General features: G+C 56.7%; 21 protein-coding genes and 1 tRNA gene. 12 read left to right on the forward strand and 10 right to left on the reverse strand.

Going from position 1 to position 24,807, the window contains the following annotated elements; genetic code table 11:
• Window positions 1-6: 6 nt before the first annotated feature.
• From fabZ to D777_RS01735, 5 genes are all read left to right on the forward strand, one after another.
• On the forward strand, window positions 7-444 hold the full coding sequence (fabZ, locus tag D777_RS01715) for a 3-hydroxyacyl-ACP dehydratase FabZ (RefSeq protein WP_036128187.1): 438 nt from the start codon (window positions 7-9) through the stop codon (window positions 442-444).
• Window positions 444-1,235: an acyl-ACP--UDP-N-acetylglucosamine O-acyltransferase gene (gene lpxA, locus D777_RS01720; protein WP_036128188.1), complete on the forward strand. Its 792-nt coding sequence runs from the start codon at window positions 444-446 to the stop codon at window positions 1,233-1,235. Before fabZ ends, lpxA begins: the two co-directional genes overlap by 1 nt.
• Window positions 1,236-1,252: 17 nt before the next feature.
• Window positions 1,253-2,434, forward strand: coding sequence for a lipid-A-disaccharide synthase (gene lpxB, locus D777_RS01725; protein WP_081849439.1), 1,182 nt, complete (start codon window positions 1,253-1,255; stop codon window positions 2,432-2,434).
• A complete protein-coding gene (gene rnhB / locus D777_RS01730) occupies window positions 2,434-3,114 on the forward strand; it encodes a ribonuclease HII (RefSeq protein ID WP_036128189.1) in 681 nt (226 codons plus the stop codon). Before lpxB ends, rnhB begins: the two co-directional genes overlap by 1 nt.
• Window positions 3,115-3,191: 77 nt before the next feature.
• Window positions 3,192-3,268: transfer RNA gene (locus D777_RS01735), tRNA-Met, on the forward strand.
• Window positions 3,269-3,394: 126 nt separating this feature from the next.
• Here the strand turns inward: D777_RS01735 and D777_RS01740 are convergent.
• Window positions 3,395-3,838 (reverse strand): (R)-mandelonitrile lyase, encoded by a 444-nt coding sequence (locus D777_RS01740; RefSeq protein ID WP_036128191.1) that lies wholly within the window; start codon window positions 3,836-3,838, stop codon window positions 3,395-3,397.
• A gap of 217 nt (window positions 3,839-4,055) precedes the next feature.
• Here D777_RS01740 and D777_RS01745 point away from each other — a divergent pair, with 217 nt between their 5' ends.
• The 3 genes from D777_RS01745 (at window position 4,056) to D777_RS01755 (ending at window position 9,180) form a co-directional block, all read left to right on the forward strand.
• Complete coding sequence (locus tag D777_RS01745; RefSeq protein ID WP_036128192.1) at window positions 4,056-4,949, forward strand: AraC family transcriptional regulator; 894 nt, start codon at window positions 4,056-4,058, stop codon at window positions 4,947-4,949.
• Window positions 4,950-5,203: 254 nt separating this feature from the next.
• On the forward strand, window positions 5,204-6,955 hold the full coding sequence (locus tag D777_RS17615; protein WP_081849440.1) for a peptidoglycan-binding protein: 1,752 nt from the start codon (window positions 5,204-5,206) through the stop codon (window positions 6,953-6,955).
• Window positions 6,956-7,182: 227 nt separating this feature from the next.
• Window positions 7,183-9,180, forward strand: coding sequence for a CocE/NonD family hydrolase (locus tag D777_RS01755; protein WP_036128194.1), 1,998 nt, complete (start codon window positions 7,183-7,185; stop codon window positions 9,178-9,180).
• A gap of 61 nt (window positions 9,181-9,241) precedes the next feature.
• On the opposite strand, the gene D777_RS01760 is transcribed toward D777_RS01755, so the two are convergent.
• The 4 genes from D777_RS01760 to D777_RS01775 are packed head-to-tail and all read right to left on the reverse strand — an operon-like array spanning window position 9,242 to window position 14,352.
• Window positions 9,242-10,717, reverse strand: coding sequence for an amidase (locus tag D777_RS01760; RefSeq protein ID WP_036128196.1), 1,476 nt, complete (start codon window positions 10,715-10,717; stop codon window positions 9,242-9,244).
• Between the two features lie 36 nt (window positions 10,718-10,753).
• Window positions 10,754-11,761 carry a hypothetical protein gene (locus D777_RS01765; RefSeq protein ID WP_036128198.1) on the reverse strand — a complete coding sequence of 336 codons (1,008 nt, stop codon included), beginning with the start codon at window positions 11,759-11,761 and terminating at the stop codon, window positions 10,754-10,756.
• A gap of 51 nt (window positions 11,762-11,812) precedes the next feature.
• Window positions 11,813-13,024 (reverse strand): acyl-CoA dehydrogenase family protein, encoded by a 1,212-nt coding sequence (locus D777_RS01770; protein ID WP_036128200.1) that lies wholly within the window; start codon window positions 13,022-13,024, stop codon window positions 11,813-11,815.
• Between the two features lie 23 nt (window positions 13,025-13,047).
• Window positions 13,048-14,352, reverse strand: a complete 1,305-nt coding sequence (locus D777_RS01775) for an acyl-CoA dehydrogenase family protein (protein ID WP_036128202.1) — start codon at window positions 14,350-14,352, stop codon at window positions 13,048-13,050.
• A 212-nt stretch (window positions 14,353-14,564) separates the two neighbouring features.
• On the opposite strand from D777_RS01775, the gene D777_RS01780 reads away from it, so the two are divergent.
• Together D777_RS01780 and D777_RS01785 are read left to right on the forward strand one after the other, a co-directional pair.
• Window positions 14,565-16,319 carry an autotransporter assembly complex protein TamA gene (locus D777_RS01780; RefSeq protein ID WP_036128204.1) on the forward strand — a complete coding sequence of 585 codons (1,755 nt, stop codon included), beginning with the start codon at window positions 14,565-14,567 and terminating at the stop codon, window positions 16,317-16,319.
• Entirely contained in the window at window positions 16,316-20,068 is a 3,753-nt protein-coding gene (locus D777_RS01785) for a translocation/assembly module TamB domain-containing protein (RefSeq protein WP_227501627.1), read from the forward strand. The genes D777_RS01780 and D777_RS01785 overlap by 4 nt, the downstream gene beginning before the upstream one ends.
• A 1-nt stretch (window position 20,069) precedes the next feature.
• Here D777_RS01785 and D777_RS01790 read toward each other — a convergent pair whose 3' ends face one another.
• Genes D777_RS01790 through D777_RS01800 form a run of 3 tightly spaced genes read right to left on the reverse strand, consistent with a single transcriptional unit; the run spans window position 20,070 to window position 22,502 of the window.
• On the reverse strand, window positions 20,070-20,753 hold the full coding sequence (locus D777_RS01790; RefSeq protein ID WP_036128206.1) for an SIMPL domain-containing protein: 684 nt from the start codon (window positions 20,751-20,753) through the stop codon (window positions 20,070-20,072).
• 26 nt (window positions 20,754-20,779) lie between these two features.
• On the reverse strand, window positions 20,780-21,508 hold the full coding sequence (locus tag D777_RS01795; RefSeq protein ID WP_036128209.1) for a gamma-glutamyl-gamma-aminobutyrate hydrolase family protein: 729 nt from the start codon (window positions 21,506-21,508) through the stop codon (window positions 20,780-20,782).
• Window positions 21,501-22,502 carry an amidoligase family protein gene (locus D777_RS01800; RefSeq protein WP_036128210.1) on the reverse strand — a complete coding sequence of 334 codons (1,002 nt, stop codon included), beginning with the start codon at window positions 22,500-22,502 and terminating at the stop codon, window positions 21,501-21,503. Before D777_RS01800 ends, D777_RS01795 begins: the two co-directional genes overlap by 8 nt.
• Window positions 22,503-22,661: 159 nt before the next feature.
• Between D777_RS01800 and lexA the strand changes: the two genes are divergently transcribed.
• Together lexA and D777_RS01810 are read left to right on the forward strand one after the other, a co-directional pair.
• On the forward strand, window positions 22,662-23,273 hold the full coding sequence (gene lexA / locus D777_RS01805) for a transcriptional repressor LexA (protein ID WP_036128212.1): 612 nt from the start codon (window positions 22,662-22,664) through the stop codon (window positions 23,271-23,273).
• A gap of 39 nt (window positions 23,274-23,312) precedes the next feature.
• Window positions 23,313-23,798, forward strand: a complete 486-nt coding sequence (locus D777_RS01810; protein WP_036128213.1) for a cell division inhibitor SulA — start codon at window positions 23,313-23,315, stop codon at window positions 23,796-23,798.
• Between the two features lie 61 nt (window positions 23,799-23,859).
• On the opposite strand, the gene D777_RS01815 is transcribed toward D777_RS01810, so the two are convergent.
• On the reverse strand, window positions 23,860-24,120 hold the full coding sequence (locus D777_RS01815) for a hypothetical protein (RefSeq protein WP_036128215.1): 261 nt from the start codon (window positions 24,118-24,120) through the stop codon (window positions 23,860-23,862).
• A 49-nt stretch (window positions 24,121-24,169) separates the two neighbouring features.
• Window positions 24,170-24,682, reverse strand: coding sequence for a DUF6586 family protein (locus tag D777_RS01820; RefSeq protein ID WP_036128217.1), 513 nt, complete (start codon window positions 24,680-24,682; stop codon window positions 24,170-24,172).
• Window positions 24,683-24,807: the final 125 nt, after the last annotated feature.

Consider the following 24,807-nt stretch of genomic DNA (forward strand, 5'->3'; position numbering starts at 1 on the left):
ATCAACATGATGAAGATCGACGAAATTCTTGAGTACCTTCCCCACAGGTACCCGTTTTTGCTGGTGGACCGGGTGACCGAGGTTGAGAAGGGAACATCGATCAAAGGCTACAAGAACATCTCCTTCAACGAACCATTCTTTCAGGGCCATTTTCCGAACAATCCCATCATGCCTGGCGTATTGATTATCGAAGCCATGGCACAATTGGCAGGTATTCTTGGTTTTGTGACCGTGGAACGGAAACCTGCAGATGGCGTGGTACAATATCTGGCTGGGTCGAGCAAGGCGCGCTTCAAGCGTCCCGTGCTGCCAGGAGACCGCCTCGAGATGGAGGCAGAATTCATTTCCGCCAAGCGTGGTATCTGGAAATTCGACTGCCGTGCCCTGGTCGACGGGGAAGTCGTATGCGTGGCAGAAATCATGACTGCTGAGAGAGAAGTTTAATGGCGAAAAATGACTGGTCGGGTGTTCATCCTCAAGCGATTGTAGACCCATCAGCCAAACTGGCGGACAACGTAACCGTTGGCCCCTGGAGCTATATTGGTCCCGGCGTGGAAATCGGCGAGGGCACCGAGATTCTGTCCCACGTTGTGGTCAAGGGACCGACGGTAATCGGCCGTAACAACCGCATTTTTCAGTTCTCCAGTATCGGAGAAGAGTGTCAGGATAAAAAATACGCAGGCGAGCCCACGACGCTTGTCATCGGTGATGACAACGTTATCCGTGAGAACTGTACAGTCCATCGAGGCACGGTTCAGGACCGGGGTGAGACCCGGATCGGTAGTGGGAACCTGCTGATGGCCTACGTTCACGTCGCTCACGATTGCATTGTTGGCGACAACACCATCCTTGCCAACTGCGCGACATTGGCCGGCCACGTTTCCGTAGGGGATTACGCTATTCTGGGTGGCGGTACCATGGTTCACCAGTTCTGCAACATCGGTCCGCACTGTATGGCGGCGGGTGGCAGTATTGTGCTGAAGGATATTCCGGCCTATGTGATGGCCAGCGGTCAGTCAGCTGAGCCACACGGGCTGAATGCGGAAGGTCTGAAGCGACGCGGATTCAGCAAGGAGGTCCTGCTGACCCTGCGCCGTGCCTACAAGACCATTTACCGTCAGGGCCTGACGACCGAGCAGGCGCTGGAAGAGCTCGAGAAATCCTATGCGGATGTCCCCGAGGTTCAGCCATTGATTGAATCTCTGCGCGGGGCTCACCGCGGCATCATTCGCTGACTCGCCGGAGTGCCCCGGTGACGGATTCCACCAACCTTCCTACCATCAGCGAAGAAAGACTCACCATAGCTATGATAGCGGGCGAGGCATCGGGAGATATTCTGGGTGCCGGGCTCATTCGAGCTCTCCGTCGCCGGTACCCGAAAGCACGTTTCGTGGGTATCGGTGGTGATGAGATGGTCGCCGAGGGTTTTCATTCTCTGGTGCCCATGGAGCGCCTGTCTGTCATGGGGCTGGTTGAAGTGCTGGGTCGGATTCGTGAGCTCTTCAGAATACGGGCGAGGGTACTCGACTATTTCTTTACCAATCGTCCCGATGTGGTTATTGGCATTGATTCCCCGGACTTTACCCTGGCTATTGAACGCCGCTGCCGTGAAGCCGGTATCCCGTCTGCGCACTACGTCAGTCCATCAGTCTGGGCCTGGCGCCAGAAACGCATTTTCAAGATCGCTAAATCTGTTGATCTGATGCTCACCTTGTTTCCGTTTGAGGCGCGGTTCTACGAAGAGCACAATGTGCCGGTTGCTTTTGTTGGCCATCCTCTCGCGGACCGGATACCCATGGTTCCTGAAACCGGCAAAGCCAGAGAACAGCTGGGTCTCGATCAGGATGCCCCGCTACTGGCCGTGTTGCCAGGCAGTCGGGGAGGCGAGGTTGAGCGCCTGGGCACGCTTTTTCTCGAGGCTTGTCGCTGGATACAGGAGAAACGCCCCGATATTCAGCTGGTGATTCCCTGCGTAAACCGGGACCGAGAAAGGCAGGTCAGAGCGCTTGTCGATGCTCTCGACGTCAAGCTGCCGGTCACTATTGTACGTGGCCAGTCGCGCGAAGTGATGGCGGCCTCGGACGCTGTGTTGCTCGCTTCGGGAACAGCAACACTCGAGGCGATGCTACTCAAGAAGCCGATGGTGGTTGGGTATCGGCTGAGTAATTTCAGTTACAAGCTGCTCTCTCGCCTGGTCAAAGTTCCACACGTGGCGCTCCCGAACCTGCTTGCAAAAGACGCTCTGGTTCCAGAGTTACTGCAGGATGATGCGACGCCAGAGGCGCTCGGTCAGGCCGTGCTGGAGCGTATGGAGAATCAGGGTGAGCGGGAGCGGCTCAAGCAGGCATTTACGGAGCTTCATGCGAGTCTGAGGCAGAATGCCGACGAGCGGGCTGCAGAGGCTATTTCCCGGTTGCTTGGGAGGCATGGCTGATGGCGAAGATGGAGTTGCCACCGTTTGAGTGCCATTACAAGGGGCATTTGCTGGCCGGAGTGGACGAAGTCGGACGTGGTCCTCTGATCGGAGCGGTAGTGACGGCTGCCGTCATTCTCGACCCGGCCCATCCCATTGAAGGATTGGCCGATTCCAAGAAACTCACCGAGAAGAAGCGCCAGGCGCTCTATGATGACATTGTCCAGAAGGCGGCTGCCTGGTGCATTGGGCGATGTGAGGCGGCGGAGATCGATCAGCTCAATATATACCAGGCGACCATGCTGGCCATGCAGCGGGCGGTTGATGGTCTGTCGCTTACCCCGGAATATGTTCTGGTGGATGGTAACCGTTGCCCCAAGTGGCGCTGGCCGTCTGAACCTGTGGTAAAAGGGGATAGTCGGGTCGCGGAAATCAGCGCGGCTTCGATCCTCGCCAAGGTAACCCGGGATCGGGAGATGGAGCAGCTCGAGGACAAATACCCCGGATTTGGGCTCGCCAAACACAAGGGTTATCCGACACCCGTTCACCTGGAGGCGCTGAGAACCCTGGGAGCTACGCCTGAACATCGCCGCTCGTTCCGGCCGGTGCAGGAGGTTATAGAGACAACTGGCCTATATCAGGGCCCTGGAAGTCAGGTAGAAGGAGAAATGCACTTTCCGGCGGATCTGTTTGAAAATTAACAATTGACAGTGGCGGGTGGCGTCCGTATTATACGCGCCACGTTGATCCGGGGCTTCCCGGTAAACAGCCAGTTTGATGCGGGGTGGAGCAGTCTGGTAGCTCGTCGGGCTCATAACCCGAAGGTCGTTGGTTCGAATCCAGCCCCCGCTACCACATAAGAGAAAGGCAGGTCAGCTTATCGCTGACCTGCCTTTTTTCTTTTCATGGACCTGGATCTTTTGATGCGCTCGGGCGGGTTTGCCACCCAGAGCTATTTTGAAGGGATTGATTCGGCGCAGGTCAGTCTTTCTTGATAGGGCCGGCCAGGTAGTCTTCATCAGATACCGGCTCCATCCAGGTCACCGGGCTACCATCCAGTGCTTCCTGCACAGCGACATGCTGCATAGCGGTGGTGTCGGTTGCGCCATGCCAGTGGCGGCGGCCGCAGTTGCAGTAGATCACATCACCGGGGCGGATTTCCGTGCGTGGACCACCCTCGCACTGAGTCCAGCCGACGCCGTCTGTGACCAGAAGAGTTTGTCCCAGCGGGTGGGTGTGCCAGTTGGTGCGGGCGCCTGGTTCAAAATTCACAACGGCGAGGCCCAGGCGAGAGGGCTCGGGCGCATTGAAAATTTTGTCGATTCGGACCGTCCCCGTGAACCATTCCGCAGGCCCAGCAATGGCGGGTGTGGAGCCCGCGCGTATGACCTGCATGTCGTCCGACCTATTGTCTGATTCGCTCATGACACTCTCCTGCGATCAATGTGTGGTCGTAATTATTAAAGCACCTGCAAGAATGGAGCATTATCTTGATACTGCTCCATTCTTGCCTGATTCTGTTTTTGGGCGTAAATGTGGGTGACACTATTCTCGTTTATGTTGTTGAATTGGAGTTCTTGCATAATGCGGATCAAGCGGGGCCTGATTTGTCGTCCCGACCATTCAGAAAGGGCAGGTGTCAATGACTGTAAATCTTGCGTCTGGGCTGGCGGAGAAGCTCGATAGGCTGACTGTTGGCCATGAGCGTTTGGATACCGCTGTGACGGGTTTGAGCCTTCATCGTTGGGGGCATCCAACGGATCCGACCAGTTATCTTCTTCCTCCCAGTATTTGCCTGATTGGGCAAGGAGAAAAGCAGGTGGTGGTCGGTGAAGGCACGTTTGTTTTCGATGATTGCCACTTTCTGATTACGTCTGTGGATCTTCCTGTTGTAAGCAGGATCATAGAAGCCTCTGAGGAAAAACCTTACCTGGGGCTAACCATGGAGCTTGATCTGAGAGTTCTCTCTCAGCTCATCCTGGACTACCCTGCAGCGTTGGAACGATCGTCAAAGGATCCTCTTGGTATTGCCGTCAGTGCTCTTACGGAAGAATTGCTTGATGCGTTTAACCGGTTGCTTGATCTGATTGAAAGTCCGGATGACGTCCCGGCTTTGGCACCGCTGATCCAACAGGAAATAATCTACCGGTTGCTAACCGGTGAGCAGGGCCCTCGCCTGCGCCAAATCGCTGCTTCAGGCCAGCATGGATATCGAATTGTTCGGGCTATCGACTGGCTGAAATTGCATTTCAACGAATCGATGAAGGTTGAGATGCTTGCTGATAAGGCTGGCTTGAGCGTTTCGGCCTTTCACCATCATTTCCGGGCCATGACGGCCATGACCCCCCTGCAGTTTCAGAAAAAGATGCGACTGAGTGAAGCCCGCCGCCTGATGTTGACGGAACACCTGGATGCTTCAAAGGCCGCATTCGAGGTTGGTTACGAAAGCCCCTCACAATTCAGTCGTGAGTACAGCCGGTTGTTCGGTGCGCCGCCAATGCAGGATATTCGACGGTTGGCCCAGGCTACCGCTTAAACGATAGGCGCCACTGATACGCCCTGTGAGCGATTTGTGCCTCGAGAAGGTAAAAGTTAAGACATTCAAACGGGTAACCATGAAGGTGGTTGAAAACAAGGGTGGTTGTGGCCCGCGCTAGAGAGCAATGCCAGTCTCGGATTCCAGGTCTCGAGTGTGTACTCTTGTAAACACGTAGAAGTAGAGGACACAGAACGCTTTTCTTCGTTTATACTGCTCAAAATATTTTTGAGTAATAAGAAGAAGGGGAATCCATGAGGAGACGCCGTGATGCTTACTCCTGTGCTGCGGTTCTAGCGCTGACGGGTTGGCTCGCCGGATGTTCTGCGTTGCCAGCGGAGAACATGGGCTCGCGACCCGCACCGGATCAAAATGATAGTCAATGGCAGGTTGCTTGTTCCACTGAGCTTTCTCCGGGCCAGCGAGCTGAGCTGGACTCAATTGAATCCCTGATGGGAGCGTCTCGAAACTATGCGGCGCTGGCCCAGTTGGAGACGCTGTCGTTCGACTCCCGGGAACACTGGCTGAGATGGGCGCAACTGCTTGCGAAAGTGGGGCAGTTGGATGACTCCCAGAACGCCTACAGCAAGATTGCAGAAGCGTGCAACATCCCAGAGGCATACCACGGTCTGGGCGTGGTCGCCCAGAAAGCCGGGAACCTCCGGGAGGGGCTGGATGCCCTGAAACAGGCCAAACAGCTGGCGCCAGCAGATGCTGATATTCGCAATGATCTGGGTGTGGCACTTCTTCGTGATCAGCAGTTTGATGAGGCCGCATTTGAACTGAGAACCGCCTATGAGCTGGCGGAAGGGCAGCAGCGGATAGGCACCAACATGGTGGCCGCCTATTTCCTTCAGGGAGGTGAAGCTTCCGTTGGGCGCCTGCAGGAGGAGTTGCAGCTGAGCGATGAGCTCGTCAAAGCGGGAGTCAACTTTTCCCAGCGCTTCGAGGCTAACGACACCAAAGTCGCCGCCCAACAAGCGCAGTCTGCGGATGCGAAGCCAGCCTCAAGTGTGGAGGTATCCCAGGCTGCCGACTCTTCATCCAAGGGGAATGGCTCCGCGCAAGTCCAGTCCAGTGAGGTTCAGGAAAGCCCGGTTACACAGCCTGGCAGTCCGATTACCGTGGCTGCGGATAACTCGGTGATTGATATCCAGCCCGGTCAGTGCTGGGTGAATGCCCAGATCCAGTCCCGTCCTGTTGAGGAGAGCATTCAGGTCAAGGTCAGGGATTCGGAGGTCAAACTCAAGGTGACGCCTGCCGAGTTCCGTCGTGGTATCAAGCGGGTTGTCACCAAAGAGGGGACAAAGACCTACCGAGTGATCCCTCCGACCTACAAGGAAATCGAGGAAAAGGTTCTGGTCAAACCTGAGAGTAAGAGTCTTGTGGTTGAACCTGCTGTCTACAAAACTGTTGAAGAGCAGGTGGTGATGGAAGAAGCCCGCACAGAGCTCGAGCCCTGTTCTACATCGGGCGCGACGGCATACGGTGCGAAGGTTGCGGCCATGGGGTTCTGCACCAAGGCGATTCCCGCCAAGACCAAGACCGTCAAAGTCACCAAGCTGGTCAAGCCTGAAACAACCCGCACAGAGGTTGTTCCTGCGGAGTACAAAACCGTGGTTCGTCGTGTTGTCGACAAGCCGGCCGAAGTTGTCCCGATTGAAACCCAGGATGAAATCGACAGTCTGGAAATCGCCGAATTGGTGAAGCCCGCGAAAGCGGAAGAAACCCGGGTTCCGGCGGTGGCTGTTGCCATGAACGTGCTGCGTTATGAGGGAAAACCTCAAATTGTTGCGCGTGAGGCGGTTTGTGATCGCGATCTTACCCGCGACATGGTTCGAGAGCTCCAGAAGAAGCTCGACGACCTGGGCTATCGCCCGGGAGAGCAGGACGGATTGCCAGGCCCTGATACCATGGCTGCGCTTACCAAGTATCAGACTGACAAGGGGCTCGCTTCTGGTGCCTTGACGGTAGAGACCGCAAAGCAACTTGAACTGATTGACTGAGCTCCTCCCAAAAGGCCGCCTGGAATCACCGGGCGGCCTCCTAGTTTCCTCTCCTTAAAACCCTGATTTTTCCCTTTGCCTGCGCGATCACTGGTACACGTCGCTGTCGGTTCCGTTCCGATTGTTAGCGTCATTTAGGCCAATTTTGAGTGTTTTGAGGTCAATGTGGGCCCGGCTCCTGCTCTTCATAATGTGACGTAGTTTGCAATTATGGAGATATAAAAATAATGAATCTGCGACTGAATGCCTTGGCTCTTACTGCCTGCTTTGCCCTGACCGCGTGTGGCGGTTCAGAGGGGGAAGTTCAGCAAACATCAGCATTATCACCGGAGCAACAAACGGCCGGCCAGGGTCAGCCCCCTGGTCAGGCTCATAATAAGACTCGCGCGACTCTGGGGAGCCGCGGCACCGAATCCCGGCTTGTGCCTGTTGAAACGTCGGGCAATACCGAGTGGCAAAGTTATGACCGCGAAGCGCTGTATTCCGACACGGTCAGCCTCGGCAACTTTTCCATCACCATGTCCGATGGCGTCAGACTGCTAGCGAAGGTTGTTGTTCCTGGTGTCGATGCAAACACGCCAGCCGCCGGCCCCTTTCCGGTTATTCTCACTCAGACTTCCTACAACTCGTCGGTTGGGCAGTTTGTTCCTGCAATCGGCGGCGCCAGCGAATACCTGATCAAACGAGGCTACGCTTCGGTTGTTGTCGATGTGCGCGGTACCGGCAATTCAGAGGGAAACTGGGAAGCGTTCGGCGAACGTGAACAGCAGGACTATGGTGAGGTCGTCGACTGGATCGTCGAGCAACCCTGGTCCAACGGCCGGGTTGGCCTGCAGGGCATCTCCTATCTTGGTATCACCGCCATCCTGACCGCTCAGCAACAGCATCCGGCGGTGAAGGCAGCGTTCCCAATCGTGCCCATCGGTGATGGATACCGGGACATCGTGTTTACCGGTGGAAACGTCAACGCCACCTTTATCCCGCTATGGATGGGTGCGGTCACCGGTCTTGGCATTTTGCCGCTTGAGCAGCTGTCCACTATGGGGGTTGGTGCCTTTGTGGGCTCGATTCCTGATCGCCTCGAAGGGCTCATCCTCGATTTCCAGGTGCCAACGATTCTGAACGCGCTCCTTGGTGAGAAAGAAACGGTTTTTGACGAGGGGTTCTGGGATATTCGCTCCCCTATTGAGGGAGCTGAGAAGATCAACGTACCCACCTTTATTGTTGGCGGACTGAATGACATCTTCCAGCGCAGCGAGCCGCTGTGGTACGAACGCCTTAAAGGTCAGGTGCCCGTCAAGCTGTTGATTGGTCCCTGGACGCACATCGAAGCGGCAGGGTTACCCTCCGATGGCCTGCCAGCCGATGGCGTGCCGGAAATCAACAAACTGCAACTTCAGTGGTTTGATCAATACGTTATGGGGCTGAACACCCGCGTGGAAAATCAGCCCAACGTGACCCAGTACGTGACAGGCCTTGAGCGTTACGAAACCACGACTGACTGGCCGCATCCTGACATGCAGGCTGAGCGTTTCTATCTGAACGCGGGCGGTGCGTTCACCCAGGGGCAGTTGGTGGGATCCGTTCCGGCTGAAGAAACTACCGTGTCGACTCTACAGCAGCCGCTGAACGGCCTTTGCTCTTTCAGCACTACGCAATGGACCATTGGAGCCACCGGATTCATTCCGCTGCCATGTTTCGAGTCTAACGATGCGTCTGAGCTCGCGTCTCTGAAATTTGAGATGCCGGCAGGTGAGGATGGTCTCTACCTCAATGGTCCGATGATGGCGGATCTCTGGGTCTCATCGACGGCCCGTGATGTTCAGCTGTCGGTGCGGATCGATCTGGTAGCGCCGAGCGGGGTCTCAGAGCCCATCAGCAATGGCTTGATGACGGCCAGCATGCAATCCATTGATGAATCCCGCTCACGGTATGACAACGGCATCATGCTTCAGCCATGGCATACTTTCCGGGCAGGAGATCGGGAGATGCTGACGCCGTTGGAGCCGAAGAAAGTTTCAGTTGAGATCTTCCCTTCGAGCGCCTATGTACCGCCGGGTTCCAGTTTGCGCGTGTCGGTCAGCACCAGCAATGCCCCCCAGGGACTGCCGCCCTTGTTGCAGCTGCTGGACTCCGTGTTGGGTGTTATGACTCTGCACATGGGACCGGACACGCCATCCAGCATTACGCTTCCGGTCGTTCCGTCCGGGACTATTGCCCAGTAATCACGGTTAAGGCGGGGGAGGGCGCAGTCCCTCCCCCGACGACCTCAGCAATGAGATCGGCTTAAAAGTTGGTAGGCGGTTTGAATCCCGCCAATCCAGCCTCTTCCAGCAATTGCCCAAAACGGATGGTCGTCAGATCCTTTCCCGGAGCGCCGATTACCTGGATGTTGTAAGGCAGGCCCTCTTTATTGCGGCCAATGGGAACCGAGGTTGCCGGTAATCCCAACAGGGTTGCCATGGCAATCCAGCAGAACTGGTCCATATAGGCTTTCTGCTTTCCGGCAACCTCAATGCGCCGCTTGAACACGGGCTCGCTGTGGTCATGAGGGATGGCGACCGTCGGTGTAACCGGGGTCAGCAGCACGTCAATCTCGTCGAACAGTGACGCGATCTGGGCCCGCATCTTTTCCCGTTTCTCACTCCATTGCGTCCATTCATAAATCGGCTGGTTGACACCTCGGGCGTATTCGCCAATGCCGGGAGTGACCGGACCAAACAGATGCAGGTAACGCTCAAGCCGCGCAATCCACTTCATTTGTCGGCGCATGCCCGGTTTCAGCGAGGTGCCAATCAGACTGCCAAGCAGATTGAAGTAGGCGGGCAGAATGTGCTCCAGGCTAAGCAGGGGGTGTTGTGCTTTTGTCACCAGTGCTCCCTGGCTCTCCAGCGCTTTTGAAAGGTTTTCATACCCAGTAGTGATCTCCTCTTCCACCGGGCAAAGTGGGTCCCTGAACCAGGTTCCTACCCGGACCTGGTCCAGTCGCTGGAATTCCGGCGCCGTCATCTTGAGGTTCCAGTTGTCGCTGTCCTGAGGGCGCGGTCCAGCAATCACTTTCAGGAGAAGCTCCAGGTCTTTACTGTTGCGTGCAAGAGGACCGCCCTCGGCCAGATCCGGTTGCGATTGCGTGCCGGGAGGCCCGGGGATGTGGCCACGAAACGAGACCAGCCCCCGGCTGGGTTTGTGTCCAAAGACACCACAGAAGTGAGCGGGGGTTCGTATGGAGCCTGCCAGATCACTACCCACTTCCAGCGGTGTGAACCCGCTTGCCAGTGCTGCTGCGGCTCCTCCGGATGAGCCGCCCGGAGTTCGCGCAGGGTCGTACGGGTTCTGCGTGACCCCGAACAGCTTGTTATAGCTCTGCACGTCCGAGGCGTAGAGTGGCACATTAGTCTTGCCCAGAATGATCGCGCCTGCATCCTCCAGGCGCCTGATGACATCCGCATGGCGTTGGGGACGGTGGTCCTTCAGGGCCGGCGCGCCGGCAGTGCAGGTCATACCTGCTACTTCCCATGTGTCCTTGACCGTTAGCGGCAGACCGTGGAGTGGTCCGTTGGACTGTCCGCTGTTACGGAGCCGATCGGCTTCCCGGGCTTTTTCAAGAGCCCCTTCTTTGTCCACAGCGATAACGGCGTTCACCAGAGAGTTATGTTCCTGAATTCTTACGAGTAGTGCCTGGACGAGCTGTTCGCTCGTTATCTTTCCGGTGTCCAGCTGCTGCAGCAGCGCGTGAGCCGGTTGGTAGTAGATTGCATCCATCGGGATTCTCTTATTATTGGGTTTTTACTCTGGCGGTCAGGGCATGTCTTCGCGCCAGTATTTCACTCGCACCTGTTCCTTGATGGCATCGATGATCTCAAGGATCAGGTTGATCAGCGCTTCATTCTGGCTGTCATCTGCCTCGACCTGATCCGGTGTGGGTAGGAAGACATTCACGATGTCTTCGATAAAGGCGTGATTGGTTGCTGATGCCAGGTCTTCCAGAATCTCGTGGATCACGTTTGCGACAATGTCGCCCACGGCCTCTTCGAGTGTTTCCTGGATCGTGGGGCCCACCACCGGCAGAAACTTCAGCCGGGACAATTCCAGGTTTTGCTGCAGCGCTGTGTCTACACGGTCTTCCAGGTAGCTGCGCAGGGCACCTCGATTGGGGATGTAGCCCTCACTGGCGGCCTCAGCCACGCGACTGGATATCCAATCGGCGAGCATTTCACGCCTCGGATAGAGAATGTCCTGTTGGATTCGATCAAAAAGGGGAGACCCGCGCTGAACTTCCTGCTGGACACCGCTCAGTACCTTGAGAACGATACGGTCGGACAGCTCCTCCATAAAGGCTTCGTAGTAGAAATTGACGAAGCGGTAAATGCGCGAGCGGGTGATGTCGATGATCTTGTACTGGTGCAATCGGTAAATGATGGAGATCACCCGCAGTATCCGCAGGAAGCGAAGGCTGCCCACTGGAATGCAGCCGATCAGGTCGTACCAGTGAATAAACGGATAGAAGTACCATCGGTCATAGATGCCGGCCTTGATGGCATAGCCCCAGCGCAGGAAAAACTCGCTCAGGAAAATGCTGACAAACACCATGTCATAGAAAATGAAGTTTTCGTGGATCGGGTGGTAAAGAGCCCGGAAGGCTGGCACCTGCTCTTGGAGAAGGTTCTGAATGGCAATAAAACCGTAGATGGAATCCCAGATGATCAGCGCGAGGTTGATGATCAACAACCCCAGCATCAGGAAGTCGATGGTGAACCAGATCAGCTGATGACTGGACTTCAGATTCTCTCGATTAATGTGGAGCATTCAGAACTTCCGGATACCTGTCAGGAGTTTACGAGCTCCTGACAGGTTAGCTTATTTCAGCTCCGCGGACGACTTGCCGAGCAGGCGGCGGGCAATAATCAGCAACTGGATCTGTTGGGTACCTTCAAAAATATCGAGAATTTTCGAGTCTCGAGACCATTTTTCCAAGAGTTCTGTTTCTCCATAGCCAACACCAGAGCAAAGCTCAACGCAGCGCAGGGTGATCCTGTTTCCCACGCGACCAGCCTTTGCTTTGGCCATGGAGGCCTCCACGGAGTTGGGTTTGCCATTATCGGCCATCCAGGCGGCTCTCAGGGTTAACAGGCGCGCGGCCTCCAGTTCCGCTTCCATGAGCTGTAACTCGCGGGAAGCGGCTGGCAGGTTCCAGGTCTGTAGTTGATAGTCTGTGTTGAGGCCGACACCGCTGAGAATTTCTTTGGTCTTTTCGAGCGCCGCGGAGGCGACCCCAATGGCCATTCCGGCAACAACGGGGCGGGTGTTGTCAAACGTCTGCATGGCACCGGCGAAACCTTTGTCGACGCTGATGTCCGGGTTTCCCAGCAGATTCGCCTTCGGCACACGGCAGTTCTCGAATCGGATGGCGGCCGTATCCGAAGCGCGTATTCCCAATTTCTTCTCCAGACGCTCGACCGTCATACCGGGCGTACCTTTTTCAACCACAAAAGATTTGATGGCAGCCCGCCCCAGGGAGCGATCCAGCGTTGCCCAGACCACCACGGCATCGGCGCGGTCCCCGGCAGTCACGTAGATCTTCTCGCCGTTTATGACGTAGTGGTCGCCATCCTCGGTTGCGGTTGTGCGGATGGCGGCGGAATCTGAACCGGCGCCTGGCTCTGTGATGGCCATGGCTGCCCAGGTGTTGCCAAACCGGGCCAGCTGTTCTTCATTGGCGACGGCAGCGATGGCGGAATTCCCCAGCCCCTGGCGAGGAATCGACAGGGCCAGGCCAACATCACCGCGGCACAGTTCGATCAGTCCCAGTACGGTTTTCATGTTGGTTCCGTTACGGTTGCCGGTCTCTCCATTGCCCGCACCGGAGCGGGCCAGTTTACCGGCTCCGGCTCCGCCATCCCCGGCACCATCGTTCATGCCGTCCATGATGGTGGCGAACATATCCAGCTCGTGGGGATAAGCGTGTTCCGCACGGTCATACTTGCGGGAAATGGGGCGAAAGACCTCGTTTGCAACCTGCCGAGCCTGGTGAATCAGGGGGGCGAATTTGCTGGGTGTTTCCAGAAACATGGCGATCTCCTTGAAAATGGTAGTCAGGCGTGCAGGCCGCCATGCAGGATGGCAACGGAGCGCAGATCCCGGTACCAGCGCTCGACCGGATGCTCTTTGACGAACCCGTGGCCACCGAGAAGCTGGACGGCGTTGGTACCGATTTCCATTGCTTTTTCGTTGCACAGAACCCGGGCCAGACAGGCTTCGCGATGGAACGTCTGCGCCGTTTCTGCGCGGCTCGCAGCCCTCCAGGTCACCAGACGCATACTGTCGGTTTCAATGGCCAGGTTGCTGATCATGAATGCCACTGACTGGCGGTGACTGATCGGTTCACCGAAGGCTTCACGTTCGTTGCAGTAGGGGATCGTATAGTCGAGAGCGGCTTGGGCCGTGCCGATGGCCAGGCCACATCGCATCAGGGAGCCCTGATCGAGAAAGGCCTGATAATCAAACGTGTCGTCGCCGAGCAGAGCGTCCTGTGGGAGTTCGACATTGTTCAGGGTGAGTCTGGCGGGTTGTGATGCCCTGAGCCCCATGGTTGCTTCCGCGCTAAGCTCTATTCCTGCCTGGGTGCCCTCGATAATAAATACCTTGGGCGTGCCGTGGAGAAGGGCCGAAACGAGAATTAGATCGCTTTGGGCACCCAGAACCACGCAATGCTTTAGTCCATTGAGCCGGTAGCCATTTTGCGTGGGAACGGCTTCTGTGGTCGGCGTCATGGGGTCGAAAAGAGGTGCAGGCTCATCCACTGCAATGGTGGCAACTGGGGGCTGGCCCTCACAGAATGCAGGCAGGTAGCGTGATTGTTGCTCTCCTGTACCCCATTGGCTGATGGCCTGTGCGACGCTGAAGGGTGCCAGCAGAGCCACGGCCAGAGACATGTCGCCCCAGGCCAGTTGTTCAGCGATGAGGACGCTGGTGGTCGGGGATATCGAATCTGCCACGCCACCGAATTCGGCAGGAACCGCATACAGCGTCAGACCCAGTTCAGCGGCAGATTCAAAAACATCAGCCGGAATTGCCGCCGCTTCATCGGCGGTGGCGGCGTTTTCCCTGAGAACGTCTCGGGCAAACCGGCCTACGGTGTCGACAATCATTTGCTGGTCGTCGTCCAGCGCTAGATCAAACAACGCCGGTTTGGCTTTTCCCGGCAGTTTCTTGCGGGGCAGCCAGCTACTGACACGATTGAATTCCCGGCCGGCCAGGGCGATGGTTCGAAAGCCTGCCCGGGTCCCGTGGTAGGCAGTCTTTTCCACGCTGGATCGCAATCCCAAGCGATCCAGCAGGGGGCTAGCGGCCAGACGGGTCATCGCCGAGAGGGCCATTCCGATGGGATCCCTAGTCATGATTGGCTCCTTGATTTAATTATTGTTGTCCCGGCTTTCAGTCCGGCTGATGAGTAGGATCATGGGCGGGACTGAACGGTGAACCATTGGCGAAAGAAACGCCGAATGGTGGCAAAATGGTCAACGGTCATTTAACTTGACCTCTCGACACCTGGCTCTCACGCTGTGTAGCGTAAGGCTCTGTTATCACTCCATTTACTGAAGCATTCTGAATGCCCTTGGAAAACCGCATACCGCCGTCATGCCGGATACCGTTACTGGTACTGGGCCTCATGCTGTTCCCCACGGCCAGCCTGGCGCAGCAGGTTGTGGTGAATTTAGACGGTGACTATCCGCGCCTGAAGGACAATGCCGAGGCCTTTATCGGCGATGTGGACGGCCGGTCTTCGGATAATCTCAGGCGCTATGCACCCACGGCGGTCGGACAGGTACGCGAAGCCCTGAAAGCTCTCGGCTACTATCGTCCGAATGTAGACTGGCGCGTGGAGGAAGGTAATGATGAGGAGCTTGCCAGGCTTATCCTGGAGATAGAGCCTGGCGAGCCTGTTCGTGTGATGTCGAGAGTTGTGCAGATAAAGGGAGCCGCGGCGTCAGACCCGGAATTTACCGACGCATTGCCGGAGGCGCCCGCCAAAGGTGATGTGCTTGATCACGGTGCCTACGCGGCGCTGCGGGATACTATTCAGGCGCGCGCCCGGCGCCGCGGGTACTTCGACGGTCAGTTTACAACTCGCAGCCTGGAAGTTGATCCCGAAGCTGGCACCGCCGCCATTACTCTGGCTTTCGACAGTGGCGACCGCTATCGCCTCGGCAAAGTCACGTTTAAGGAGGGCCACTATTTCGAATCACGCCTGCTGCATCAGTTTGTGACCTTTGACCCGGGTACGCCATACCACGCGGATGAGATAGCACAGTTAAGCCGGGATCTGTCCAACAGCGGCTATTTTTCCGGTGTTGATATTGATGCGTCGCCGTCGAGTGCTGTTGATGGTGAAATTCCGGTCACTGTGGCTCTGGTTCAACGGGATCGTCGCTCAGTGTCGGCGGGTGTTGGCTTCTCCACCGATGTCGGACCCCGGTTCCGTGGAACCTGGCGAGAGCACTGGATCAATCCGATGGGCCATTCCCGGGGCGCGGAAACCGAATTGTCGGTGCCGCGGCAAAATCTGTCCACGTGGTATGAACTGCCGCTGGATCCTCCAATGACGGATCTGATCCGGCTGACGGCGGGTTACCAACGCGAAGATATCGAGAACGTCGAGTCCGAACTGTTTACCTTGGGTCAACAGTGGCAACACGAACTCGACAGTGGCTGGCTGCAGGTACTGTCGCTGCGTTGGGAGGGCGAGCGCTTTAATATCGGGAATGATGAGAAAGGGACCAGTAGCCTGCTGCTGCCCGGAGCAGGTTACTCCAAGATTCATGCGAATTCGGCGCTTGACCCATCCCGGGGTTATCGACTGCAATTCGACGTCACCGGGTCTCACCGGGCTGTGCTGTCGGATGTGGATATTCTGCATGTGAACGCTCTCGCAAAGGGACTGTTCACTCTTGCCGGCAAGCATCGTTTTCTGGCCCGTGGACAGTTCGGCGCTGTGGCGACCAATCGCTTTGAGGATGTCCCGCCGTCGCTTCGTTTCTTCGCGGGTGGTGACCAGAGTGTGAGGGGATATGGTTATGAAACCCTGTCTCCGGAGAACGATAACGGAGTGCCGGTCGGTGGGCGTTACCTGATGGTGGGAGCGGTTGAGTATCAGTACCAGTTTGCGGATAAGTGGCGGGTTGCCTTGTTTGCGGATCACGGTAATGCGGTCAATGATTTGTTTGACCCTCTGGCAACGGGCGCTGGTATCGGCCTTCGCTGGATAAGCCCGGTGGGCCCGCTTCGACTCGACATTGCAAAAGGGCTGAATCCGGAATTCGGTGGTGATTGGCGATTGCATTTCTCCATGGGGCCTGAACTGTGAGTGATACCCGGCAGGAAACACAGGCGGAGCGTGAGCCCCGGAAGAAGTCCCGTTGGTACCGGGCGTTATTCTGGCTGCTGGCGCTCGTGGTGCTGGTTCCGGTTTTGCTGGTGTCGGCCGTGTTGCTTGCCCTGCGGTCGCAAACGGGGACAGCCTGGGTACTGGAGCAGGTGCCGGGCCTGGATGTATCTCAGGGGCAGGGGTCTTTGTTTGGGGAATGGCGAGCAGAGCAGTTGCGCTGGCACGGCTATGGCGTGCGTGTTGAGGTGGTATCGCCCTACATTGACTGGTCTCCCTCGTGCCTGTTTCAGAAGAAGCTTTGTCTGGAGTCGCTGAGAGCCGATTCCCTCGCCGTCCAGACCCAACCTTCTGGTGCCCCGGAAAGCGATCAGCAGGGTATTGATCTGCCTGACCTGAACCTTCCGCTTGCGCTGCGGGTATCGAGTGTCGAACTCGGCGAACTGGTGCTTAATGGAGCCGCGATCTGGGACAGCTTCAGTCTTTCGGCTCAGGGGTCCGGAGCCGATTGGCAGCTGGATCACGTGTCCTATCAACGTGACGAACTCGGAGTCACCGCGAGCGGGCGCGTTGAAACTCGGAGAGACTGGCCGGTTGAGCTCAATGTCTCGGCCAATCTACCGCCCCCCGTTGGCAATCACTGGAACATAAACCTCAATCTTGGCGGTAGCATCCGTGATTTGCGACTTTCCGGCCACAGTCAGGGCTATCTGGAAGCCACGTTTTCCGGAAAGACTTCGCCTCTGGATCCGCAGCTTCCGGCAGAGCTTCGAATTACATCGGAGAAATTTCTGGCTCATGATAGCCTGCCCGCTACGCTGGAGCTCCGGAACTGGACCGTTAATGCAAAGGGCAGTCTTGAGGCGGGATTCCGGACCCGGGGCAACGCAACCCTGCCGGGAACAGAAGGGCCCGTAGACCTCTCCATTCAAGGATTGGTTACCACCAGTTCGGCACGGGATGTGGTTCTGTCACTGATGGAACAGACCCCGGATTCTGATCCGGGCAAGATGACGCTTAATGGCAGGATCACCTGGCAGGACGGCCTGGAGGCTGGTGTTGACTTGAGCTTGAGGGCATTCCCATGGTTCACCCTGTTGCCAGACGTGGACGCTCCGCCTGTGGTGCTGGAGAAGCTTAACGGTACCGCAAGCTGGTCTGCCGGCAACTATCACGCAAACCTGGATGCTGAGGTGTCCGGCCCCCAGGGCCCCGCGACTCTGTCGACCGTAATTGATGGTGATCTGGAGCGAACCAGGTTGACGGATCTGAGCGTCACCACGGGGGCGGGAACCATGGAAGGGCGGGGTTCCGTGGATTTCTCAGGGCCTCTGTCCTGGCAGGCAGGCCTCACGCTGGATGAGTTTAATCCCGGTTATTGGGTGCCTCTACTGGAGGCTCAGCTAAGCGGTGCTGTGGAAACCCGGGGTTCGCTGGGAGACGGCCCGGTGCCCGATATGTCCGCGGCGTGGGATCTTTCTGGTCAGTGGCGGCAAAAGCCGGCCCATGCAGAGGGCAAACTGGATGCGTCCTCTGGCCAATGGATGCTGTCTGACCTCTCCGTGTCGGTTGGCGATAACCGGTTGGCGGGTAAGGGGACGTTCGGGGATAACCTGTCCGGGGATGTTTCCGTTGAACTGCCATCGCCCGGGGACTTGCTGGCGGGACTGTCAGGGAACATCAAAGGTAACGCAAGCATATCAGGGACGCTGGAACAGCCATTGGGCTCCCTGAATCTGCAGGGGCAGGGGCTGGGTTGGCAGAACCGTGTCGAGGCTGGCCAACTGGAGGTAACTGCGGATCTGAAGCCGGGTTTACGCCTGGTCAGCCGTCTGCAGGCGGAGAATATTGAGGCTGGCGGGCAGCAGCTTGAGTCACTGTCTTTGGCGGTTGAGGGTACGCAGCAGCAGAATGCTTTGTCCCTGACGGCGGTCCATCAAGACGCTCTGCTGGAATTGGCGCTTGGGGGAGGATTCGGCGCTGGATGGCAGTCGTGGAACGGGCGCCTTGTTCGGGGAATGATCGATGTGCCGGCCCAGAACCAACGCTGGGATCTGGAGGCGCCGGCCAGTTTGGATTACCAGGCCGGGGGCAAGTTTTTGTTTGGGGCACATTGCTGGCGCTGGAACGAAAGCTCTGTATGCGCCGGCGATCAGACACTATTGCCGGATCCTTCGATCGCATACCGTATCAGCCATTTCCCAACCGAGGCGCTGGCACCCTTGTTGCCGGAAACCCTGAAGTGGAAAGCCTGGATTGATGGTGATATCGAGATGGTCATGACGCCTGACGGCCCGGATGGACGCCTGCGTCTTGATGCCGGTAAAGGGGATTTCAGGGTGCTGACGGATGGAGAGTGGCAAACGCTGCAGCATGATGCACTGTCTGCGCAATTGGTTCTCAAACCTCGGAATGCTGACCTGGGTGTTCAGTTGGCGGGGCCGGATATTGGCGAGTTGTCGATAGACCTCACGGTGGATCCGCAGTTGCCGGAAAAGAATGTGGACGGACGGTTCCGGCTTGAAGGCTTCGATTTTTCCCTGATCGGACAATTGGCGGGCCTTCAGGAAGTGGCTGGTGATATCAGTGGAGAGGGGACCATTACCGGACCACTGATGAAGCCGGCGATTGAAGGGCAGATCGCACTCAGCGGGGGGCGGGTTGTTGACCACCGCCTGCCGATACCGATTGAGGAGGCCGTGGCTAGCATTGATCTGAACGGCTATTCCGCAGACCTCAGCGCGAGAATCCAGAGCAATGCCCGCAGCCAGACTATTCTCGATGGGACGTTCGATTGGCGCGACAAACCGAAGGCACGCATCAGGGTTTCCGGGAATCGAGTACCTTTCAGCCTGGAGCCCTATGCCCGGGTTGAGCTTGCCCCGGATCTCATTATTGAGCTGGCGGATTCGGATCTTAGCGTTAGCGGTGAAGTGAAAGTTCCCCGAGGAAGCATTGAAATCAAGGGCTTACCGTCTCAGGCAGTGTCCGTGTCTGACGACGAAGTCATTGTTGGCGTGGCAAAAGAGGAGCCGACGATCCGAACGCTGAATATGGATGTCACCGTTGTTGTGGGTGAGGATCAGGTGACCTTCTCGGCGTTCGGTGTCCAGGGTGATCTCGAGGGTACGTTGCGAATTGGGAATGACCTGGAAACACGGGGGACGCTCCAGCTCGTCGATGGCCAATATGAGGCGTTTGGCCAGGAACTCGAGCTACGGCGGGCACGGCTGCTTTTTGTGGGTAATCTGACCCAGCCATACCTGGATATCGAAGCGGTGCGAACGGTCGATACGGTCGTTGCGGGTATCCGATTGAGCGGGCCGGTTCAGTCGCCTTCCAGTGAGGTGTTTTCCAACCCGGATATGCCCCAGACCGATGCATTGTCCTACGTCATACTTGGTCGGGCTCCACAGAGCCAAGGCGACGAAGGTCAGATGAGCAGGGCTGCTCTTTCACTGGGATTGACTCAAGCCAGCAAAGTGACGGGGAAGGTTGGTGAGGAGTTAGGTATCCAGAATCTGATGCTGGAGGCGGAAGGCTCTGGTGAACAGACATCGGTTGTCGCCAGTGGTTATCTGACCGATGAACTGAGCGTGCGCTATGGCGTGGGTATATTCGAACCGATTACGACGGTGGCTCTGCGCTATGATCTGGGACGGTATTTCTATCTTGAGGCAGCCAGTGGCCTGGCTGCCTCGCTGGATATTTTCTATACCCGGGACTTCTGAGTCAGTCGAGTTCGAACGTGGCGTTGACCGTTGCGTTGATTTCGCGAACCCCGACACTGGAAACTGCATCGGTAGCCCCCTTGGACTCGGCCATCATCATCGGTCTTGGTCGGAAGCCGCCATTGACGTTGATGGAAACAACGTCACCACACGTCTGATTTAACTCATTGGCAACGAACTCACAGCGTGAGCGAGCATCAGCGATAGCCCGTGCAAGAGCCTCTCGTTCCAGTCCGGATTCGTCCGAATGGAAAAACTGGCTACCGTTCAGGTAGTAATCCAGGCCGATGGCCTGTGCCTGTTCGAGTATCGGATTGAGAAGCGTCAGGTCGTTGATGGAGAAGGTGACGGTCTGTGAGGCCACGGCGCGTTTCTCGGGCTCGCTCTCCCGGTCTGGAGAGGGCAACGTGCGGCTGTAGAGTTGTACGTTAGCGTCTGTGTAGTCCTGAAGTTTATCCTGATAACCCTCAATGGCGGCGCGCCACTGACGCATCAGGTCATTCACTTCCTCTGTCGCTTTTTGGGGTATGGCGTCTTCTGCGCTGGCGGTAAACTGCAGTCGAGCGCTGTCCGGTTGGTACCGGACGCTACCCTCACCACTCAGAGACACCTCGCCGGCCAGGGCCATGCCAGGCAGCAGCGCGATGGGTAGCATTAGTCGCTGTAGTTTTCGGGATCCATTCATGACAACACTCCTGTGGTTGTTTCGAATCATAAATCGTCGTCCGGTTCGAGCCGTGCGAGTTTCAGTTTTCGGGCGGCACGGACGAACTGGCCAAAAATTCGTCGGTGCCCCCGGTGATAAAGCAGGTATTCTGGATGCCACTGAACGCCCATAAGCCACTGATCGTGGGTGTTCTCAATGGCTTGCACAAACAGGTCATTGTCGACCGCGACCACCCGAAGATTGTTCCCCAGCCTCTTTATTGCCTGGCTGTGAATACGGTTAGCGCCAATGGACGCGGCCTGCATAACCTCGCCAAGCCTGCTGTCCTGAACGACATGGACCGTTTGAAGCGGGAGCAGAAGAGGGCGGTGTCGGGTGTGGTTTCGGAGCGGTGTCACGTTCTGGCAAAGAGTGCCCCCGTGAAACACATTAATGAACTGGGCGCCCCGGCAGATCCCCAGCACCGGCAGGCCGATCTGCTCAGCATGCTCTAACAAGCGGCGGTCAGTTGCGTCCCTGGCTACGTCGTACCGGGCGGTTACCTGAGGTTGTTGCCCGTAGTGCTCCGGATGAACGTGGGTTCCGCCGGATAACACCAGGCCATCGAGTAGCGAAACGTCGGTGTGGGATCCCGGACGAATGTAATGTGTGCGGGCACCATGCATCCTGAGACCAAGCGCGATCAGGCGCAGTGCCGTGCTCTTTCGGGCGGGACCACTGATTCCAATCGTCAGGCCCGGCTGTTCCACTTCTTCTTCTCTGATATCAGACATAACCTTTTCGGATGAGCCAGTTTCCGCAGGTGTCTTCCCAGCTGTGGGTGAGGTTGTGCAGGTTGAACTTTCGGGCTTCCCGATACAGTGCGCGAAGCTCGGCCAGGTCGGCGGCATTTGTCGCCAATTGCTCGAGAATGACCCAGTCGTTCCAGACCGTGGAAAAATGCCATTCCGGATTATCGATATCACAGTCAGGCAATCGGTAATGCAGGGTCGGCCGACTCTTTATGCGAGGGTCCTGGACGTACTGGTCCAGCAATGATTTGTCCAGGTGAGAGAACAATGGGAGCAGATCAAGGGCCCGGTTGCGGGTCGGGTTGAACTCCAGGTAGTCGTGCATCAGTTGCTTAAGATCCGGCTCATAGCTGTCTTCCATTAGCCGGTCCGTATAGCGATTGCTCCATGGCTCGATATAGGTCGTGAACTTGCGGCTGATATCGAGCTGATGGCGTGCCTTGAGCCAGTCATAGAGGGCGGCAAATGCCTGCAGGTAACGCACGATCGTGCCGGGCTGGAGGTCCGGGAGTTCCGGATTCAGCTGCAGGCCAAAGGCATAATAGATGGCTTCCCTGCTGCCAAGCGCTCCGGCGGAGCGCAATTCGTCTACGAGGTGCTCGATGTGTTCAAGCTCTTCGAACAGCACCGGTGGGCTCACTATCTCCAGTGGCACAATGAGCTCTGCCGCAGCATCAATCATTTCCATCGCATGGCCGCTCAGCTCCCTGATGGAATCGGGGAGCCGGTCATCGCTGAGATCCAGTTCTTTTATGGGGGCGGAGTCCAGCTCAATGGTAAACGTACCTAGCCTCGTATCCATTTCGGTGACGTAGCGGGAGGGGGTTCTGGGTTGTCCTTTGAGCAGCTGGCCGACAAGCTCAACCAGGGCTTTGTAACCCAGCCCTGACAGCTCTATCTCGATACCAACACGGCGTTGCTGTCCCTGCTCTGTATTCAGGATGTCTGGCAAGCGACAAGTCTTGGCGTCCTTCATGGTCCTCCCCTGGAATACGGCTCAAGATTTTCACCATATCACACCGGGTTAGGAATACCCGTTACACCCAGGTAAAGAAAAAGCGCATCGGGCTTTACACTGGATAAAACACTGTATATAGTCAATCTTACTGTATATAAAAACAGGTGGAGAGGCTCAATGAAGCTGACAGCCAGGCAAACACAGGTGCTGGATATTATCCGGCGTTATTTGGATGAAACAGGGTACCCTCCGACTCGAGCGGAAATTGCCTCGGAACTGGGCTTCCGCTCTGCAAACGCGGCGGAGGAGCACCTGAGAGCGTTGGCCCGTAAAGGCGCAATCGAGATGGTTCCTGGTGCCAGTCGTGGTATTCGGTTGCCTGAAGCCGAGGAAGACCTCGGGTTACCGGTGATTGGGCAGGTTGCTGCGGGTAGCCCGATTCTTGCGCAAGAACATATCGAGGATCACGTGACGCTTCAGCCCGAGTTCTTCTCCCCATCAGCGGATTATCTGCTCCGTGTTCGGGGCATGAGTATGAAAGATATCGGCATTCTTGATGGCGATCTGCTTGCTGTGCACCGGACTCAGGATGTTCACAACGGCCAGGTTGTTGTTGCCCGGGTTGGCGAGGATGAAGTGACGGTCAAGCGATTCCGGAAGGAAGGTTCGAAGGTGTTCCTGATTGCCGAGAATGAAGAGTTTGCACCGATTGAGGTGGATCTGTCCGAGGAGCAGCTCTTTATCGAGGGTCTGGGTGTCGGTGTTATCCGGCGTTCTGATCTGCACTAATCGCATCGGGAACTGTGGAAACTGGAAGGCAGGTGAATCATGGAACAACTCAGCTTCAATCAGAATCTGGCGTACCAGCAGGGTGTGATGGCTCATCAGGCTCCCGCTGCTACGGATCGTCGCACGGTGCTTCGGGCCCGGCGTAAACCGGTTGTTGCCGATGCGCCAATCACCGGTAATGTTACTGAGATCATCTTGCCGCAGGGCCAGGTTGAGAACTTCCAGTTGTTGCTACCAATGCTGACACAGCTCAATCAGGAAAAGCGCTGGCTGGCATGGATTGATCCGCCGCAGGAACTGGTTAGCAAGTGGCAGAAAATGCACGGTATTGTGGCTGGTGAGTTGCTGGTGCTTCGCTCTACCCCAGAGTTTCCCGCGCAGGAGTTGGCTGAGAGAGCGTTGGGTGCGGGCACCTGCCATGCTGTCGTGATGTGGACGAGTAAGCTTGGGCGATCAGCGTTTGAAGCTCTGCAGAAGGCGTCCGCAAAAGGGAACAGTCACGGCGTGGTGCTCAGGCAGCGGTAGTGAGGAGATTCGCGCCGCGTTCTGCGGCGCAACCCATGAAGAAGGGTAAGGGCACGGAGTATCAGTGCAGGGTGTAGCTGGGTTGAACCTCTGTCTTTTCCGTGTCGTCCTCTTCCCAGTCAATGTCGTGTGCAACGTTGCCAACGGCTTCGATACCGGCAGCAATCATAGCTTTTGCCACGTTCATGTCCCGGTCTTCCATCATTTCACGGGCTTCATCCGAAAAAGAAATTCTGACCAGTGGTGCGGTGTCGTCATCAACGCGGCGCAACGCGTAATCCCCGTTGCTGAGTTGCACGATTTCGAAAAACGATGGTGACATTCAATAAACCTTTCAGTTGTTGAGATCTGGCGCTTCAGCGTTGTGGTGCTCACCACTCGCTATGCTGTTCGGCCAGATCATCGGCAAAAATTTTCATTGCACCGACAGTGTTCAGTAACGCGGTTCCGGAGCGGTCCGGTCCGGTCTCGGCTGAAATGGCGATGATATTGTCCGCGCTGACTGTTTTTCTGGGCTCAGCAGGACGACTCTGTGCGGTTTCCAGTTGCTCGAGATGATTCCACCAGCTGCCTGCCTGACGCTCCAGTTCTCGCAGTTGCCTGACTTCGTTTGTCTCTTCTCCAATGAGTCCTGCAAGCTCTGCCAGGGTCGCCGGTTCGGCTGACCGGTGCTGATAAAGCTGAGCAATTAAATTCAGTAATAGCCGCCTCGCCCTGATCATCAGCTCAGTGGCTCCCTGAATGGCGGCTTCCCGAAGGAGTGCCTGATCCGTGCCTGGCGCCTGTGCTTCCGGTTCAGCTGATGGCACGTTTTGGGCCTGTTTCAGTAACGTGCGAGCCATGAACAGTTTCTGAGAAACCTGAGAATGCCACTGCGAAGCCATGGATTTCCTATTCAGCGAATGCGAGAAACGCCCAGAGCAAGTCGCCTGAGATTAATAGGGCAGCATATCATTTTCGTGGGATGATTTCTTCCCCCTCCTGATCGACGACATGGAAGACACAAGAA

Origin of the sequence: Marinobacter nitratireducens (assembly GCF_000708045.1) — a bacterium.
Classification (GTDB): Bacteria; Pseudomonadota; Gammaproteobacteria; order Pseudomonadales; family Oleiphilaceae; genus Marinobacter; species Marinobacter nitratireducens.

Excerpts from the sequence above, each read along its gene's own strand:
- fabZ (WP_036128187.1), top strand. The coding sequence starts at position 7 with ATGATGAAGATCGACGAAATTCTTGAGTACCTTCCCCACAGGTACCCG.
- lpxA (WP_036128188.1), top strand. The coding sequence starts at position 444 with ATGGCGAAAAATGACTGGTCGGGTGTTCATCCTCAAGCGATTGTAGAC.
- rnhB (WP_036128189.1), top strand. The coding sequence starts at position 2,434 with ATGGCGAAGATGGAGTTGCCACCGTTTGAGTGCCATTACAAGGGGCAT.
- D777_RS01740 (WP_036128191.1), bottom strand. The coding sequence starts at position 3,838 with ATGAGCGAATCAGACAATAGGTCGGACGACATGCAGGTCATACGCGCG.
- D777_RS01745 (WP_036128192.1), top strand. The coding sequence starts at position 4,056 with ATGACTGTAAATCTTGCGTCTGGGCTGGCGGAGAAGCTCGATAGGCTG.
- D777_RS17615 (WP_081849440.1), top strand. The coding sequence starts at position 5,204 with ATGAGGAGACGCCGTGATGCTTACTCCTGTGCTGCGGTTCTAGCGCTG.
- D777_RS01755 (WP_036128194.1), top strand. The coding sequence starts at position 7,183 with ATGAATCTGCGACTGAATGCCTTGGCTCTTACTGCCTGCTTTGCCCTG.
- D777_RS01760 (WP_036128196.1), bottom strand. The coding sequence starts at position 10,717 with ATGGATGCAATCTACTACCAACCGGCTCACGCGCTGCTGCAGCAGCTG.
- D777_RS01765 (WP_036128198.1), bottom strand. The coding sequence starts at position 11,761 with ATGCTCCACATTAATCGAGAGAATCTGAAGTCCAGTCATCAGCTGATC.
- D777_RS01770 (WP_036128200.1), bottom strand. The coding sequence starts at position 13,024 with ATGTTTCTGGAAACACCCAGCAAATTCGCCCCCCTGATTCACCAGGCT.
- D777_RS01775 (WP_036128202.1), bottom strand. The coding sequence starts at position 14,352 with ATGACTAGGGATCCCATCGGAATGGCCCTCTCGGCGATGACCCGTCTG.
- D777_RS01780 (WP_036128204.1), top strand. The coding sequence starts at position 14,565 with ATGCCCTTGGAAAACCGCATACCGCCGTCATGCCGGATACCGTTACTG.
- D777_RS01790 (WP_036128206.1), bottom strand. The coding sequence starts at position 20,753 with ATGAATGGATCCCGAAAACTACAGCGACTAATGCTACCCATCGCGCTG.
- D777_RS01795 (WP_036128209.1), bottom strand. The coding sequence starts at position 21,508 with ATGTCTGATATCAGAGAAGAAGAAGTGGAACAGCCGGGCCTGACGATT.
- D777_RS01800 (WP_036128210.1), bottom strand. The coding sequence starts at position 22,502 with ATGAAGGACGCCAAGACTTGTCGCTTGCCAGACATCCTGAATACAGAG.
- lexA (WP_036128212.1), top strand. The coding sequence starts at position 22,662 with ATGAAGCTGACAGCCAGGCAAACACAGGTGCTGGATATTATCCGGCGT.
- D777_RS01810 (WP_036128213.1), top strand. The coding sequence starts at position 23,313 with ATGGAACAACTCAGCTTCAATCAGAATCTGGCGTACCAGCAGGGTGTG.
- D777_RS01815 (WP_036128215.1), bottom strand. The coding sequence starts at position 24,120 with ATGTCACCATCGTTTTTCGAAATCGTGCAACTCAGCAACGGGGATTAC.
- D777_RS01820 (WP_036128217.1), bottom strand. The coding sequence starts at position 24,682 with ATGGCTTCGCAGTGGCATTCTCAGGTTTCTCAGAAACTGTTCATGGCT.